18 protein-coding genes and 2 pseudogenes are annotated in these 14,773 nt (G+C 34.7%); 14 read left to right on the forward strand and 6 right to left on the reverse strand.

What is annotated here, in order from left to right; genetic code table 11:
- The first annotated feature begins 133 nt into the window (after positions 1–133).
- Complete coding sequence (locus tag NSS81_RS18390; RefSeq protein ID WP_342430092.1) at positions 134–553, forward strand: GNAT family N-acetyltransferase; 420 nt, start codon at positions 134–136, stop codon at positions 551–553.
- Between the two features lie 409 nt (positions 554–962).
- On the opposite strand, the pseudogene NSS81_RS18395 reads toward NSS81_RS18390, so the two are convergent.
- A pseudogene (locus tag NSS81_RS18395) lies at positions 963–1,725 on the reverse strand (tyrosine-type recombinase/integrase).
- A gap of 203 nt (positions 1,726–1,928) precedes the next feature.
- Here NSS81_RS18395 and NSS81_RS18400 point away from each other — a divergent pair.
- From NSS81_RS18400 to NSS81_RS18410, 3 genes are all read left to right on the forward strand, one after another.
- The gene (locus NSS81_RS18400; protein ID WP_342430093.1) at positions 1,929–2,312 is read left to right on the forward strand and encodes a YkvA family protein; all 384 of its coding nucleotides are present in this window, start codon (positions 1,929–1,931) and stop codon (positions 2,310–2,312) included.
- 2 nt (positions 2,313–2,314) lie between these two features.
- Positions 2,315–2,563: a hypothetical protein gene (locus NSS81_RS18405; protein ID WP_342430094.1), complete on the forward strand. Its 249-nt coding sequence runs from the start codon at positions 2,315–2,317 to the stop codon at positions 2,561–2,563.
- Between the two features lie 353 nt (positions 2,564–2,916).
- Entirely contained in the window at positions 2,917–3,225 is a 309-nt protein-coding gene (locus tag NSS81_RS18410; protein ID WP_342430095.1) for a hypothetical protein, read from the forward strand.
- 768 nt (positions 3,226–3,993) lie between these two features.
- On the opposite strand, the gene NSS81_RS18415 is transcribed toward NSS81_RS18410, so the two are convergent.
- Positions 3,994–4,104: a YjcZ family sporulation protein gene (locus NSS81_RS18415; protein ID WP_342430052.1), complete on the reverse strand. Its 111-nt coding sequence runs from the start codon at positions 4,102–4,104 to the stop codon at positions 3,994–3,996.
- Between the two features lie 307 nt (positions 4,105–4,411).
- Between NSS81_RS18415 and NSS81_RS18420 the strand changes: the two genes are divergently transcribed.
- The 3 genes and pseudogenes from NSS81_RS18420 (at position 4,412) to NSS81_RS18430 (ending at position 5,592) form a co-directional block, all read left to right on the forward strand.
- Positions 4,412–4,687, forward strand: coding sequence for a hypothetical protein (locus NSS81_RS18420; RefSeq protein ID WP_342434070.1), 276 nt, complete (start codon positions 4,412–4,414; stop codon positions 4,685–4,687).
- A 312-nt stretch (positions 4,688–4,999) separates the two neighbouring features.
- Positions 5,000–5,128, forward strand: a pseudogene (locus NSS81_RS18425) (3-carboxymuconate cyclase); the annotation flags it as partial.
- 212 nt (positions 5,129–5,340) lie between these two features.
- Positions 5,341–5,592, forward strand: a complete 252-nt coding sequence (locus NSS81_RS18430) for a hypothetical protein (protein ID WP_342430096.1) — start codon at positions 5,341–5,343, stop codon at positions 5,590–5,592.
- A 197-nt stretch (positions 5,593–5,789) separates the two neighbouring features.
- Here the strand turns inward: NSS81_RS18430 and NSS81_RS18435 are convergent, their stop codons facing one another.
- Complete coding sequence (locus NSS81_RS18435; protein WP_342430097.1) at positions 5,790–6,566, reverse strand: DUF2268 domain-containing protein; 777 nt, start codon at positions 6,564–6,566, stop codon at positions 5,790–5,792.
- Between the two features lie 178 nt (positions 6,567–6,744).
- On the opposite strand from NSS81_RS18435, the gene NSS81_RS18440 reads away from it, so the two are divergent.
- The 4 genes from NSS81_RS18440 to NSS81_RS18455 all read left to right on the forward strand — a co-directional run bounded on the left by NSS81_RS18440 (position 6,745) and on the right by NSS81_RS18455 (position 9,435).
- Positions 6,745–7,458 (forward strand): class I SAM-dependent methyltransferase, encoded by a 714-nt coding sequence (locus NSS81_RS18440; protein WP_342430098.1) that lies wholly within the window; start codon positions 6,745–6,747, stop codon positions 7,456–7,458.
- 411 nt (positions 7,459–7,869) lie between these two features.
- Positions 7,870–8,979 (forward strand): glycosyl hydrolase family 18 protein, encoded by a 1,110-nt coding sequence (locus NSS81_RS18445; RefSeq protein WP_342430099.1) that lies wholly within the window; start codon positions 7,870–7,872, stop codon positions 8,977–8,979.
- Positions 8,979–9,137 carry a hypothetical protein gene (locus NSS81_RS18450; protein WP_342430100.1) on the forward strand — a complete coding sequence of 53 codons (159 nt, stop codon included), beginning with the start codon at positions 8,979–8,981 and terminating at the stop codon, positions 9,135–9,137. Before NSS81_RS18445 ends, NSS81_RS18450 begins: the two co-directional genes overlap by 1 nt.
- A 130-nt stretch (positions 9,138–9,267) precedes the next feature.
- Complete coding sequence (locus NSS81_RS18455) at positions 9,268–9,435, forward strand: hypothetical protein (RefSeq protein WP_342430101.1); 168 nt, start codon at positions 9,268–9,270, stop codon at positions 9,433–9,435.
- 331 nt (positions 9,436–9,766) lie between these two features.
- Here the strand turns inward: NSS81_RS18455 and NSS81_RS18460 are convergent, their stop codons facing one another.
- The 3 genes from NSS81_RS18460 to NSS81_RS18470 all read right to left on the reverse strand — a co-directional run bounded on the left by NSS81_RS18460 (position 9,767) and on the right by NSS81_RS18470 (position 12,081).
- On the reverse strand, positions 9,767–10,219 hold the full coding sequence (locus NSS81_RS18460) for a C40 family peptidase (RefSeq protein ID WP_342430102.1): 453 nt from the start codon (positions 10,217–10,219) through the stop codon (positions 9,767–9,769).
- A 245-nt stretch (positions 10,220–10,464) separates the two neighbouring features.
- The gene (locus tag NSS81_RS18465; RefSeq protein ID WP_342430103.1) at positions 10,465–11,097 is read right to left on the reverse strand and encodes a LysE family translocator; all 633 of its coding nucleotides are present in this window, start codon (positions 11,095–11,097) and stop codon (positions 10,465–10,467) included.
- 840 nt (positions 11,098–11,937) lie between these two features.
- Positions 11,938–12,081, reverse strand: a complete 144-nt coding sequence (locus tag NSS81_RS18470) for a YjcZ family sporulation protein (protein WP_342434071.1) — start codon at positions 12,079–12,081, stop codon at positions 11,938–11,940.
- Between the two features lie 319 nt (positions 12,082–12,400).
- Here NSS81_RS18470 and NSS81_RS18475 point away from each other — a divergent pair, with 319 nt between their 5' ends.
- The 3 genes from NSS81_RS18475 to NSS81_RS18485 all read left to right on the forward strand — a co-directional run bounded on the left by NSS81_RS18475 (position 12,401) and on the right by NSS81_RS18485 (position 14,478).
- Positions 12,401–12,844, forward strand: a complete 444-nt coding sequence (locus NSS81_RS18475; RefSeq protein WP_342430104.1) for a cell wall hydrolase — start codon at positions 12,401–12,403, stop codon at positions 12,842–12,844.
- A gap of 251 nt (positions 12,845–13,095) precedes the next feature.
- Positions 13,096–13,620 carry a cysteine hydrolase family protein gene (locus tag NSS81_RS18480; RefSeq protein WP_342430105.1) on the forward strand — a complete coding sequence of 175 codons (525 nt, stop codon included), beginning with the start codon at positions 13,096–13,098 and terminating at the stop codon, positions 13,618–13,620.
- A gap of 372 nt (positions 13,621–13,992) precedes the next feature.
- A complete protein-coding gene (locus tag NSS81_RS18485; RefSeq protein WP_342430106.1) occupies positions 13,993–14,478 on the forward strand; it encodes a hypothetical protein in 486 nt (161 codons plus the stop codon).
- The last annotated feature ends 295 nt before the right edge of the window (positions 14,479–14,773 follow it).

Here is a 14,773-nt window from a genome sequence, read left to right on the forward strand (position 1 = left end):
AATGGTAATCGCCTTTTCTTCTTGAACTAACCTGCACCTTTTCTTCTTGAAGTAAAGGTGCAGGTTAGTGTAAGAAGGATTTGTTATATTTTGTAGCGAATTTAGTAATCTAAAAAGTTAAGGAGACTACATTTTGAAATCCCTAGAAATAGCTCAATTAATTGATTTAGATGATATAGTGAAAATTGATAAACAAGTAATCGGTAACAATTGCAGGTGTGAATATATTAGGAAAGCCATTGAAGAAGAGAGATGTATAGTTGCTAATGATAAGAATCTTATCGTTGGTTTTTTAATATTTGATACTCATTTCTTTGGTTGTAGCTTTATTTCACTGATAATTGTTAGACCAACTGAAAGACGTAAAGGATACGCTACATCGCTTATTGAGTATTTTATAAACATCTCGCCAACAAAGAAAATTTTCTCTTCAACCAATAAATCAAATCAAAGAATGCAAGAAGTTTTTAAAGCAAATGGATTCATACAAAGTGGTTTTATTGAAAATTTAGATGAAGGAGACCCAGAGATAATATACTTTAAATCTAAATAAGTTCTTGTTGAACTAACGGGTGCATATCTACAAAAAGCAGCAGATATGCTTTTCACTAATGTGGCAAGTTTGTTTTGCTAATCTAAGAATAAGGGAGCATTTGGTAAAAACCTAAATTGTTAAGGAAGAGGAAAAAATTGAAATGTTCTAAATGCAATAAAGAAAATAATAGCTACTTAACAAAATGTAAATATTGCGGCAATAGATTTTTACCTTTAGAAACAAATAGAACAGAATTGAAGTATTGTGAATGTGGTTGTCCAGTTCCATTAACAAAGGGAAAAGGATATTGTGTAAATTGTAAAGAAGAAGTATCTAGTTTTGAACTTTTGAATTAGTATGAGAGGTTTTCTTATGTTCTTTAACACTATGGAACAAGAGTTGAAGTAGTTTTTCTATTCTCATTAAGCTAAAGTGAGCAGTAGTGAAAAGGCAGCGGAGCATCCGTTGTGGTTTCGCTTTTTTCGTGCCCAAGTAAACTTTGAATAACATCAATGGGAGCTCCGTTGTTCAATAGGTATGTGGCGTAGTTGTTGTGGATGGATTTCTTTGTTGATCGCTGCACGACTTGATATTCGTTTTATGATGTACCTTATCTGTGCAATACTCATTTTGTGTGGCTGCCTTTCGGTAACAAAAATAGCTGGGTCTTTATCCTGGCGAAGGTCTAAGTATCGTTTGAGCCAGATTTCACACCGTATATTAAAATAGACCTCCCTTTCTTTATCTCCCTTTCCAAGGACAACATCAGAACGATTTGACCAATTAATACAATTCTTTTCAAGAGAAACAATTTCACCTATTCTACAACCTGTTTAAAACATAAATTCGAATAATGCTTTTTCCATTGGAGTAAAACAGGCTTCCCTCAAATGTTCAATTTCTTTTTCCGTTAGGAATTTTGGAATCCGTATTCCTTGTTTAGATTCTTTGATTTTCACAGCTGTATTTTTGGGTATATTACCTTCCTCGTGTGACTAACGAAATATCGATTTAATGAATCGAATTCGATGAGATAAACTTGATGGCTATAGGTGTTCACTGGATTTTGCTAAGTATTCCTTCAACTGTTCAGTCGTCACAGATTCAATATTCACATCATTAATGTGTTGGATAAGTAGCTTAGATTGGAGCCTATACGCTTTTAATGTCTGAGGAGAGAATCCTTCAATCCTTTTATCGGATTCATAAAGTTCCTAGGCTTTTGATAATAACAAAATAATTCCTCCTTATCGGTTATTTTAGAGGAATTATTGCCTTGATTATGGAAATGAAAAAGTTAGGTATTGAACTATCTGGCAGGTTAGTGAAATAAAGCAATCCTTGTTATTTTGTTATAATGGAAATAAAATCTTAACTATTATTAGGAGATAAAATGTTTGCGAAAATTAAGGTTTGGGCTAGGAATTTAAAACGACAGATATTTATTCTTTATTTTGCTTGTAAGGATTCAAGAGTACCTTGGTACGCTAAAGTATTTACGGCTTCTGTGGTCGCTTATGCGTTCAGTCCGATTGACCTCATACCAGATTTTATACCCATTCTTGGCTTTTTAGATGATGTAATTATCCTTCCGTTAGGGATAATGTTTGCATTGAAGATGATTCCGAAAGATGTATTATCTGACTGTGAAACTAAGGCAGAAGAAATGATGAAAAACGGTAAGCCGAAGAATTGGATAGTAGGTTCAATAATAGTATTGATTTGGGGTTTAATTACAATATGGGCTATTATAAAAATTTATAGCTTCTTCAGCTAACGATGGGCGATAGTTTAAGATCACCAGCTGCTTCGGCGGCTTTTTTTCTTGTTCCACTAACGGGCAGTAATTTTGAAGTAGCTTGGCAATCAGCTTTAGCCATAACTGATACCACAGTTATAATTTTAAATGAGATAGATGTATTTGATTGTAGTGATTTTAATATTATTGTACGCTCAACCCTAAATCAACAAGTGTCCTTTTACTTATTAAATATTAACCAAAAAGGATCATCTAGTACAGCTGGATAAAAAACATGGGAATAGTTAACAATTATCCTAAAAGGACGTGTCCTAGAGGGGATAAGGTTGGTCGTTAAAAGAGCAAATATCACAGTAGATCCAGAAGTATTCGATGAGTTTTATAAATACGCAGCTAAAAAGGGAATTAAGTTTTCGACCTGGGTACAAGTTTAAACGGAAGAATTCGTTGAGGAAGAAAGGCTGATGGAATAATTACGCAAAAAGCGCTCATAAATTTGAGTGCCTTTTTCTTTGTGGAAATAAAAATTAACTTTTCTCCACATTACAGTGATACTTGTCCAAACATAAAAGTTTCTTAAGAATAATTTAAAGTATTCCAGGGTAAAGGGGGGAATTAAACAATGAGTCGAAAAAGTGATCGTTCCAGAAATAATCGTAGCGAAGATGTACGTAGTGACGTTGATGTAGATGTTGATTTTGATTCTAGAAACAGAAATGAAGCAGAAAATGATACTGATGTTAGACTAAAAGATCAAAACAAAAATATGGCAAGAGCAACTCTTAATAATAGTGGAAATTCAAGAATCGATATTGACATTAAAGTTGATAGTGAATCTCGTGTTAAAGTACGTTCAAGATCTGAAGCTGATTCTGATCAGGAGCAAGAACAAGAACAAGAACAGGAAAATGAGCGTAGAAGACGTAGTTAGTTAATAGCCTTAAATAGGGGTACTGATTCTAGGGATACTAGCCTCTGGTACCCCCTTTGTTTTGGAGAATTATTTAGCCTCGTTTTTTTGAATAGCTATTTACGTCGTACTTGTATTTACTACTCTCCATAAATGTTTACAAATGTTGATTTAGCAACGTTTATGGATAAGTTGAACACATGGAAGAAAATGCGACGTAAGCAAAGTGTGAAAAATCAGGGTAAATTCACACTGTTTTATCACGCTAACAGGTGCAAGAGTTGAAGATCTGGGCTGTCGTTGAGGCAGCTTTTTCTTATTCTGCTCTAACGGTCAGTTAAGTTGAACAAGATTTATATTCCATTCAAAGAATATTTAATTATAAATCCTGCAAGATAAAACGGGAATTTCGTGAATAAACTATTTGCAAAAAATTAAATGCTTAAGTCATCTAATTTTACAACAGCAGATCTATTGGCAGGGTATAGAATCTTATCATCTAAAGATGGCATAGTGATAAACTATAAAGAAGGTATTGGTAGTATAAAAATTTCGCCGAGAGATAAATCTATATTCATATCTGAATTTTAAAAAAGGATTCCAAATGTGAAGACCAGAGATTGATTAATATTAAAACGCCGAACTTCATTGTTCAGCGTTTTTTCTAATTTTAAATATCAACATTAAACTTTAACAGAGCCAATAAATTAAAAAGAAAATAGAAGCGTCGGTTGACACTTCTATACACTAAAGAAGTAGTGTGTTTTGTTCTGTGATTCTTTTACAAGGTTAGTACCCGCTCATGAAACTTGCGCCAACAATAATTAAAAGAATGAATAGAACCACGATTAGTACGAAGTTCATTCTAGATCCACCACCATATCCGCCATCGTATGACATAATGTATCACCACCTCTTTATAGAATCTATATAATATATGGAATGATGGTAAATCTGAAATGGACAAACATGGAATTTTGAATATATAGATCAATCACTTTTTAGTTGTGATTTTGGTATAACAATTACGGAATTACGTCAGCTTTCGAACCAATAGTGCAATAAATTCGAGGGGCATATTCAAGTAACGGGTAGCGAGAGTTAAACAAAGGGGTGCTGCGGCAGCTCTTTTTCTTGTTCCACTAACTGGTCAGGTTAATTGAAGAAATGGTGGGTAGAATATTTTATTTTTGGGAGATGGCTTTTGATGTTAAAAGATGTTTGTAATTGCAAATTTACCAATTCATTTAAACTAGAGGCGGATTTTGTGGCTGACCCAATTTGGTGCAACGCATGTGGCTGGAATCTCGATATTGATGACTTTCCGTTGACAGATAATCTTAAAAATGCCTTATATCAATGGACTGAACAATGTAAGAAAATCCCAATTAATGAACATAATGCAATCGGGCAAAATCTTACTGAAAAGGTGAAAGAAGAAATAGGCTCAGAATATAGAATCATATTTATACCTGACAAGTAACAACCCTCAAATGGGCGAGGGTTTTACTCACGGGCAGGGTAAAATGAAATACTAACGGGTGCGTTAGCACAACAACTAAAAATCAATTTTTGAAGTTCTTTTAAATTTTTCAATCTTCAGCAATCGTGCGCTTTAGTTAAACAAGACCATCATTTCGATGGTCTATTTTTACGTCCAAAACTAGAAGTAGATTTCGGCGATCCAGTGTGAAATGTTACACTTAAACGCAGCAGGTTAGTGGATATGTGAATGATCGTCCACCTCTGTCTGTAAACCAATTTACATCCATTTGGGGAATTTAAAGGGCAAAACACCCTTAACGGAAATCAGGGAACAGTTTCAGTATTTAATATTCAAGATGATGGTAGTTTAGTAAGATTGCAGGTTGCCGCCTGGACTAACTATCCATACTATGGGTCGCAAGGCTTAGCTGTTCTTTGATTCTAATGGATACACCATACTGTTCGAACTAGAAATCTTGCTTGCAATTATGTTGTCTCATAATAAAAGCCACCAGTATGGGGCAGCCTTGTTCCATTTGTTTTTCATCATTGATTTTAATTTTCCGCTAATACCCTATTACACTTGTCCATTACGAAATTTATGTCAATACATATAATGTCGTATGGCGATAAGTAAATGGGGGTGAAAAAATGTCAATTGAACATTTTCATGGGCTGTGTCACAGACATATGGGTAGGGCTGTTGAAATCAGAACCCATGACGGGAGAATTCATAGGGGAATCATTCATCGAGTTTCCAACAACAGAGTTTATCTTCAACCAATTGGACGACCTAGAAATCTAGGCGGTTTTGGTTATGGAGGCTGGGGCTGGGGTTGGGGCGCTGGAATTGCACTAGGTTTTATTGCGTCATTAGCTGTAATTTCTCTATTCTTTTGGTAGTTCATAAAATGATGTTGTAAGATTTATAAAGTGTTAAAGCATAAAAGCGCAAGAACCTCGATCAGCTAGGCGTTGGAGCTAGATTCCGATAAACTACATTCAAAGTGATCAACAAAGGATCATTTGATCGTTACTTGATTCAATAAAAAACGGACGAGAATTGTTTTTCGTCTGTTTTTTTCCTTATTATCAGTCTTTCACTTTATTTGAGCAATATGGTCTGTTTTGATATTAAGTAGATCCTTACTTGTTTTGTTAGTTGCTTCAATATAATTCATAACCAAGTAATGCCCAACACAGTACCCTAACATTTTCGGATAGAAACGTGATCCATACAATATGCTTTGATGTTTAAGGTCATTTTTTGGAACATCTTTATTTGGGAGCACTAAATTTTTCCACATTTTCTTTAGCTCTTCATTGGAATAATACGATGTCCAAGTAGCTAAGAATTCTTCACCCAATCTTTCACTTACTGCATTTTCAGCTAATCCTTCTAAAATGATTGTGTCCAGCAATACGTAATCCTCTTCGTTTTTTTGAAACTTGGATAATCGGCAAACATGGTTATACTCATGTGTAAACAATGCCCTTATTTCCTTTTCCATGTTATCCTCTGAAATAAATAAAAGTAGTTTATCCTTGAAGGCCAAACCTGATTTTCCGTTAAAGCCCTGTTTTAATTTAAGGTTGTTTTTATCTGATGGAAAAATAAAAATAGGGATATTTGGTCCTTCCCACGCTTTTTGAAGTCGTAGACTTTCTTCTTGGACAATTTCCCACACCTTATTTTTTTGTAATTCTTTCACTACCTCGTTTCCGTTCCCAAAAGGATGATACATTCCATGTAGAGTTAAGTAATCGTAGATTTCGGAAGCATGAGCACCCTCAAAGTGAACTGTTAACTTTTCACATATTTCAATTGGTTTATGATACGAATCGTGCAACCACTTATCTGTTCTAATAACGCCCATATAACCCCCCCTTACGACGCATTTTGTTTAAAAATACATTATGCACTTATCACATAAAGGTTCCTATTCCCCCCTAATAGACCTTTAAAAGTTCATTTGTGTTTATTAATATATCGTGAACAAATTTATCCCATTTTCATAAAATAATGTACAATTTCTAAAAAGGATGTGACTGAATTTGAATTACACTTATCTTGATTGTTTAGCAATATTTGGAGTTGGAGGTGCCCATCCTGGAGGCCTTCAACTAACAAAAGAGCTCTTATCAAGGGAAAAAATAGATGAAACAAAGTCGATTCTTGATGCTGGGTGTGGAACAGGGCAAACCTCTGCATATATTGCAGAACAGTACCAATGTAATGTTACTTCCTTAGATTGTAATAAAATCATGTTGGATAAGGCTAGTCAAAGATTTTCATCCTTACATTTACCAATTGAAGTTAAGCAAGGGAGCACTGAACATCTTCCTTTCGATGAGGATTTATTTGATATTATTCTTTCAGAATCAGTAATATCCTTTACAGATGTCTCCTTAACAATTCCTGAATTTAAAAGAGTATTAAAGCCAAATGGTGTTTTGCTTGCTATTGAAATGGTACTTGAAAAATCACTTTCTGAAGATGAATTGAAATCTATCGTTAATTTTTATGGAGTTTCTCGATTACTAACTGAAAATGAATGGTATAACTTATTCAAAAGAGCCGGTATTAAACAAGTTAGTGTAGAGAAGTTTAAACTTGAGTTGGATGAAAATGATGTGCAAAATGTTACGGATTTTTCACTTTCGGAGAATATTGATGATAAATTCTTTGAAATTTTTGAAAAGCACTTGCACTTCACAACAGTTTATAAGGATATACTAGGTTTTCGACTATTCAGATGTTGTATTTGAACTGTTCAAATCATACATTTCCTTGCTCTTTTCGAGGCTTTATTTGAGATTAGCTATTTGGGGGTTCAACAAGGTGTAATGCCATTTTCTTATTCAACGGTATGAGTTTGTGAAGAATTGTACTTAAAGTAACGAGTGCTTTAATTGAATAAATAGTATAAAAAACGCTAAGAGTTTTCGCTCTAAGTTTTTTTTATGCCAATTCTAATGTTATTTACAATGTTAAATCTGTTGCTAATTCTGTTTCGATTTTGCCTTCTAAATGCGTTTTTGTACTTCAAAACCGAACTACTTAAATTCACTTGTGGTAGTCTTTTTCCCGAGATCCTATACGGGGGAAAGACAATTCGTGAATAAGTTGCAACTTTTCTAATCAACATAAGAAGTATACAAATTAGAAGAAGGTGTATTATGGCGAAAAATTGTTATTGGTCATTCACTATCATTTCTTTAAGCATGGTATTTTTACTAATGTCTTCCTGTAGTCAATCACAAAGAAAAGAGGAAGAATACAAGACCAATAAAACTCCCCGAGAGGTTTTAGGTTTCTATACAGAACAGGAAGGAACATTACCAAGGTCTCAACCTACAGTTAACTCACAATTCACTAATTTAAGCATCATTGCACCCTTTTGGTATAAGCTTGATGATAAACGACCAGGCAATCTTATAGATTCAGTTACAGTAGATCATAAAAGAAAGGTTATTCAGAGTGCTCATGAAAAACACATAAAGGTATATATGGTTGTACATAATCTCTTTTATGAAACCGAGGAGAAGGGAAAGCAGGTAGCGAGTAATATACTCCATAACGATAAAAACCGCAATGTTTTCATTCAGAACTTACGGAATGAAATGAATCAGTTTAAATATGACGGTATTAATATTGACATGGAAAATTTGTATTTGAATGACCGAGATCCCTTTAGTCTGCTGATAAAAAAATTGTCTGACGCTTTGCATCTAGATGGAAAAGTGGTTACAGTTTCGGTCCCGGCAAACACAGGTGATTCCCGTGCTAATCCCTGGTCTCCGTGGTTTGATTACGAAAAGCTTGGTTTATTTTCAGATAGCTTAATGATTATGACATACGATGAGCACAACCCAAGAACAACACCCGGGTCAACAGCATCAGTCAATTGGACAGAAGCAACGATTCGTTATGCTTTGAAGCATGGAGTACCACCATCAAAAATTTTACTCGGTGTCGCTAGTTATGGATGGGACTGGGATACAACAGCAAATGAAACTTTGTATAGCTCCCATGCAATGTTAATGGGTCAGATAACAAAATATAAAGCTAAAGTTATATGGGACTCTCGTTCGCAAACACCTCATTTCAGTTACGTAGATAAAAAACATCATAGCCACCAGGCTTGGTTTGAGAATAGCCACAGTCTGCGGTTTAAGCTAAACCTTGTAGAAAAATATAACTTACGGGGAATCGGAATTTGGCGACTTGGCTTAGAAGACCCAATGTACTGGACGACCATACCCGAGAAAATAAAAGTAAAAAAGTGATGGAAATGGTCTACCAAGAAACAAGGAATGCTTCAGATGAAAGTGACAAGTTTGAATTTGAACTAACGGGGGCACGATACGAAGAACCAGCTGCCAAAAATTCTTGGTGGATTTTTCTTATTCAGATAATGGGTGAGGCTTCGTCAATAAATAGATAATGAACGTCCTGTGACATTACTCTCCTTAAAGATCTGAACTGTTTTACTCTAAATCTAAAATGCTCTGTTATATTTTTCTTGTCCTTGGACAAACTTATTTAGTCAGATTTAATTCAAGGAGGAATCAAATATGGCAAACGATATCAAACAGAAAATGGACCCGCAATATTGTATGAGTTGGGTAGAGAAACATAGCAACCCAATCCCTAATTGGTCAGCCGTTTCAAAGGTATCTCTTGATTGGGTAAATGAACATACATCAACTGGTTCGCCCATTAACGGATTCGAACTTCAGTAACAAGGAGAGACACACTCTCCTCTTTTTTATGCCTTAAGGTTTTTATATTCCTGCTTCAAATATAGCTCTAAAAAGTTTTTATTTAAAGTAAAGTGTGTACTTTATTAACAAGGTTCAACGACTTTTGTTATTCTGCTAAAGGGGAGATTAGCGACATAAGCTCCCTGTAACTTTCATTACCTTTTCTTGCTCGATTTTTAAGGGAGATTTAGAAGTATTCTACTTAAAGTAAGAGGGCGTATGTTCAATAAGGGAATCGCATATTGTACCATTTTTTTGAGATGAACTAGTGTTTATGGATAAGAAAAAGACCATCTAGTAAGGATGGTCTTTATACGCGTTTTGTTCCAACATATCTTGGATGCCAATATGGGTTGTTTGTGCTTGTAATCATGACTCCTTTTGATGAAGAAGCCATAATCATTTTACCATTCCCGATATACATGGCAACATGTGTTGGGCTACTTGCCTTGGTTGGAGCATAAAACATTAAATCACCTGGTTGAATATAATTATAGATACGATATCCGTTACCGTAGAACATTTGGGCGGCTGTGCGATTTAGTGTTTTTCCAGCCCTTGCGTAGGAATACTTAATAAATCCTGAACAATCAAAACCACTTGGTGACATCCCACCCCATTGATAAGGTACTCCAATATTAGACTTCGCAACCGAAACTGCTTTTGTATGATAATAAGCTGCTTCCGCTTTATCACCCATGTTAGCAAACAAAGAGCTGAAAGAAACTATAATGATAAAAGCTACGACGAATTTCTTAAGCATGTTTGTTACCTCCTAGTGTGATTTGGTAGTTTAAATATACTAGAAAGGTGTAACAGTGATATCACAGCAAAATTACAAATTCATTAAAAATTATTTTGATATAATTTTATGTTTGTTACTATTGTTAAATAAGAATATCAACATCATACATTAACAGTGCCAACAAAAAATCAAATGATTTTGGCAAAAAATAAGACCCTTCGATTTATGAAAATCAAGGGTCTTACCTAATATTTAAAAATAATCTAATTATGGGTCTTTTCAAGAGCTAGTTTTATACCAAAACCTATCAGTATAGTACCTGTGATTCCTTCAACAATATTTTGTGTTTTAGGTTTTTTCATAAAAGCACTAATCTGATTAATTAAATAGACATAAAGTAAAAACCATACGGCAGTCAATACAGTATAAGTGATACCCATTATTAGAAACGGGAAAAAGGTATTGCTTCCAGAGTCAACGAATTGAGGCAAAAAGGTTAAGAAAAAGACAGCAACTTTGGGATTTAGTATATTTGTAAGGAAACCTTGTTTAAAACAAGACGTGTTTACAAACTGGCTTTTTGTGTTCATCTCAAGGCTTGCTGCTTCTTCCTTATTCTTCAAAGACCATAATGTCTTAACACCCAGATAAATTAAGTAGACAGCACCCACGTATTTGAAGACTGAAAATAAGTACGCTGATTTCACAATGATGGCTGAAAGTCCTAAAACGGCAGCAGAAGTATGGATAAGAAGGGCACAACAGGTACCTAAAGCAGTTTTAAGACCACCGATTCGCCCAACGGTGACAGTATTTTTTGTAGCAATTGCAGTGTCGGGACCAGGTAATATTATTAGAAAAATACACATAAGAACAAACAGATAAAAGTTTTCCATTTTATTAACACCTTTCTGATAATGAAAAGTTCTGAATATGTAATTCTTACATTGTATTATATATAAATCGTGTTATTAATTGAATATAAACCTTATTATTTTGATGTACTTGTTGAACTAACGGGACGATGCTTCTATAACGAAGGATCGCTTTTCTTATTCAAGTAACGGGGAAGTTTAGGTTAACAAGAGAGCGGCAAATCCATTGCTCTTTTATGTTGCATTTGACCCATTATACGCAAACTTTAGAGGGCTGAAAAACAGAAAAAAGAAAAAAAGACCACTCCTTTAACAGAGTAGTCAAAGTCCCATAATAAGCTGACAGAGGCTTTCTCTAAGAGTTTATGGTGTATGACAATTTAAAAGAACCACCATTATTTGACATATCTATCAATTAACTCAAACTCCGGAAAAAATAAGACTAGTTTTTATAAACTAGTCTCAAATAATAAGGCGTATATTCCTCTTTGTTCAATTTCATAGTTGATCGACCTTCCTCATCCAGCCGTAGAATCAGTATTGACGGTTCTGAACCATCTTCATTCTCTGTGGTGAAGCGCTGATTTTTGCGCTTCATGGATGGATAACGGGTGCTTTACTTTAACAGCTGCTGGATTTGGTGTTAGTAAACCATATGTACAAGGTGAAGGTGATAAAGCCGAGTGAACAAGTGCTGATTTAAAGTAAAAAAATTTCCCCCAAAAAGGGCTTAGCCTATTGGGAATTAACATGAACGGATGCATATGATAGGGTTAGCCGAAGCACCATAGCCGCTTAACCTCCCTTGCACATACACCTTAAAAGGAATTCTCAAATACAAAAAAGTGTAATTGGTTTTTCTTAGAAACAGATAACTGCTCCAACGATGATTAACAAGATAAATAATACAACGATTAATGCAAAACAACCGCCACCGAAACCGACGCCGCCGTAGCAGTATCCACCACAACCACCAAATCCGTCGTATCCACCATATCCAAACATTAGATAGCCCTCCTTTATATACATATTCCTTATAAAATATGCTGAGAAATTAAGGTGGGAAGGGCTATTTCCCTAGTTTTTATGAGGACAAAACTAGGGAATATGATTAAAGCAGTAAATAGTGAGCCGAGCGCTGCTGAAAAATGCCTAATTTTTTTATTCAAGTAAATGGCAGTATAGTTGTATAAAGGTATAAAAAGAATGCAATATTTTCCATTTTCCTTAAAAATTGTATGCTATAAAAACTAAGACTTCTTATTATATAAACAATGACATGGATGTAGGCTTTTTTTCATACATTAATTTGTGAGGTGATGAAATGGCAAGAGTAAGGGCTAGAAGTCATGAAGTAGATGAAATGGCAAGAATGATGAGAGCAGAAGCAGAAGGCGAAGGACAGCAAGGAATGTTATATGTTGGAAATGTAATAATAAATCGTGTTGTAGCACAATGCTTAGATTTCAAAGGTGTACCCACTATTCATGATGTAATATTTCAAGTACAAGGAGGAAATTATTCTTTTGAAGCAGTGCAAAAAGGGAATGTATTTTATCAAAGATCAAGAACTTCTGAAAGAAGATTAGCACAACAAAATATTAATAGTTGGAGAGATCATCCTGCGAAATATGCTCTTTGGTATTTTAATCCAACGGCGCCAGGGTGTCCTCCTACATGGTACGATCAACCTCATACTGGTCAATTTAAAGAACATTGTTTTTATGAACCAAAACCTGGAACATGTGATAGTGTTTATAGAGGTTAAGCTAACTCTATGAGTTAGCTTTTTTACATAATTAGAATATTTACACAAAATAAAACAATACTTTTAGTATTTTATCCAAGAAAGCAATATTGTGAAATATTGCACTTAAGTTAAAGGGTGCGTTGATCCAAGAAGGATTAACGCTTCTTTATGTTGAACTTATTGAACTAAAGTCGCAGGTTTGTTCAGCAAATCTTAATGAATAGTGTACAATAAATAATAACGAACGTATGTTTTTTAGGGGGAGAAAAATGAAGAAAGCACTACTGGTTATAGACGTTCAAAATGGAATGTTTCAAGAAGGTAATGTCGTCTTTAAAGGGGAAAGAATGCTACAAAATTTAAAAGATTTAATCGTACAAGCACGCTCTACTAAGACACCTATTTTTTATATACAGCATAACGCACCCGCTGGTAAACCTTTAGAGTATGGGACAAAGGGGTGGGAGATTCATCCTGAAATAACTCCAAAAAATCAGGATGTAATCATTCAAAAAGCAACTCCTGATTCATTTTATAATACTTCTTTAGATGAAGAACTGAAAAAACAAGGGATTGACCATTTGGTTATTGCAGGAATTCAAACAGAAGCGTGTGTGGATACAACTTGCAGAAGGGCTTTTAGTATGGAATATAAGGTCACTTTAGTTTCAGATACACACAGCACTTGGGATTCACAGGACATTACTGCCCAACAAATTATTAACCATCACAACGAAGTATTACGTTGGTTTGCCGCTGTTTACCCAAGTAAAGATATTACATTCGATAGCTGATTGTGAAATTATGTGCTTAAACTAACGGGTGCAAGAGTGTTATTACGGGGTTGCTGCGGCAACCTCTTTTCTTATTGAACGGGGCAGTTTAGTTGAAGTAGAGAAATGTCCCCTTTATGTCGGTTTGACAAATATTGCGACATAAAGGTGGCTTATGAAATCCATACTTTACCGAAGGATGTAGCAAAAATTGTAGATCATTATCAATTCATTGCTTATAAACAACAAAGCCCTAAAATATCAATCCTTTATTGCATATTAGATGACTTTCAAAATTAGTAGAATACACTTTCAGCAACTCATTGGATTGAAAGTAACCTTTGAGATTTAGCCATTGCTTTTCAAGACGGAAGAACAATGTAAGTGCGAAGAATGAGCAAAATAGGTTTCACAATAGCATTTGATTCACATAAAATAAAGAAAATTTTAGTTCTGGGGCTGGTAATAATGGAACTTCCAAAGAATATGAGCAATACCAGAAAAGATTTCAGCGAGAAAAAAAGTAATGAAATTTTAGGACTGGGAAAAGAGGTTGCATTAGGGCTTTGGATTCAAGTAATAGGTCAGATCATTGAAATTAAAGGTTTATCAGGGCTTTTGCATATTGAGGAAGATGCAAATACAATTGGTGAACAACAAATACTAACTGGTGTTTGGATTAAGACGATTGGACAAATATTAGAGGCTATTTCTGTATCAAGTCAAATAGGAGAAACAGATTTAATAAAACTGCTGCAAGAACAAAAACTCGCCATCACAGGAGATTTGCTTGTGTCAATTGGTTCTGCTTATGAAGTAATCGGAGGAATTCATGTACTTGAAGAGGAAACAGACAAAATTCCTCGCATAGTTCCATAAAGAAAATGATCGGACATTAGTAAAAAAAGTGAACATTTAGCGAAGAATGGAAAATATGTGCCGCAATACTGTTATAAGTTACAAACGGGGGCGTTTCTTCCAGATCAGCTGCCATTTCAGGCGGCTTTTTCTTTTTGAACTAAAGTGGCAGTAAAAGTTCAATGGTGGTTTAATCCATTGATACCATCAATAATATGACTAAAAGGATTCATAGCAAGTAAAGTGGGTAATCATTTTGAAAATTTATCAACGACTAGATGAGTTCTTTGGAAACTCTATTTATATTTATCCAAAA

The sequence above is a fragment of the Neobacillus sp. FSL H8-0543 genome, assembly GCF_038592905.1.
Taxonomy (GTDB): Bacteria; Bacillota; Bacilli; order Bacillales; family Cytobacillaceae; genus Neobacillus.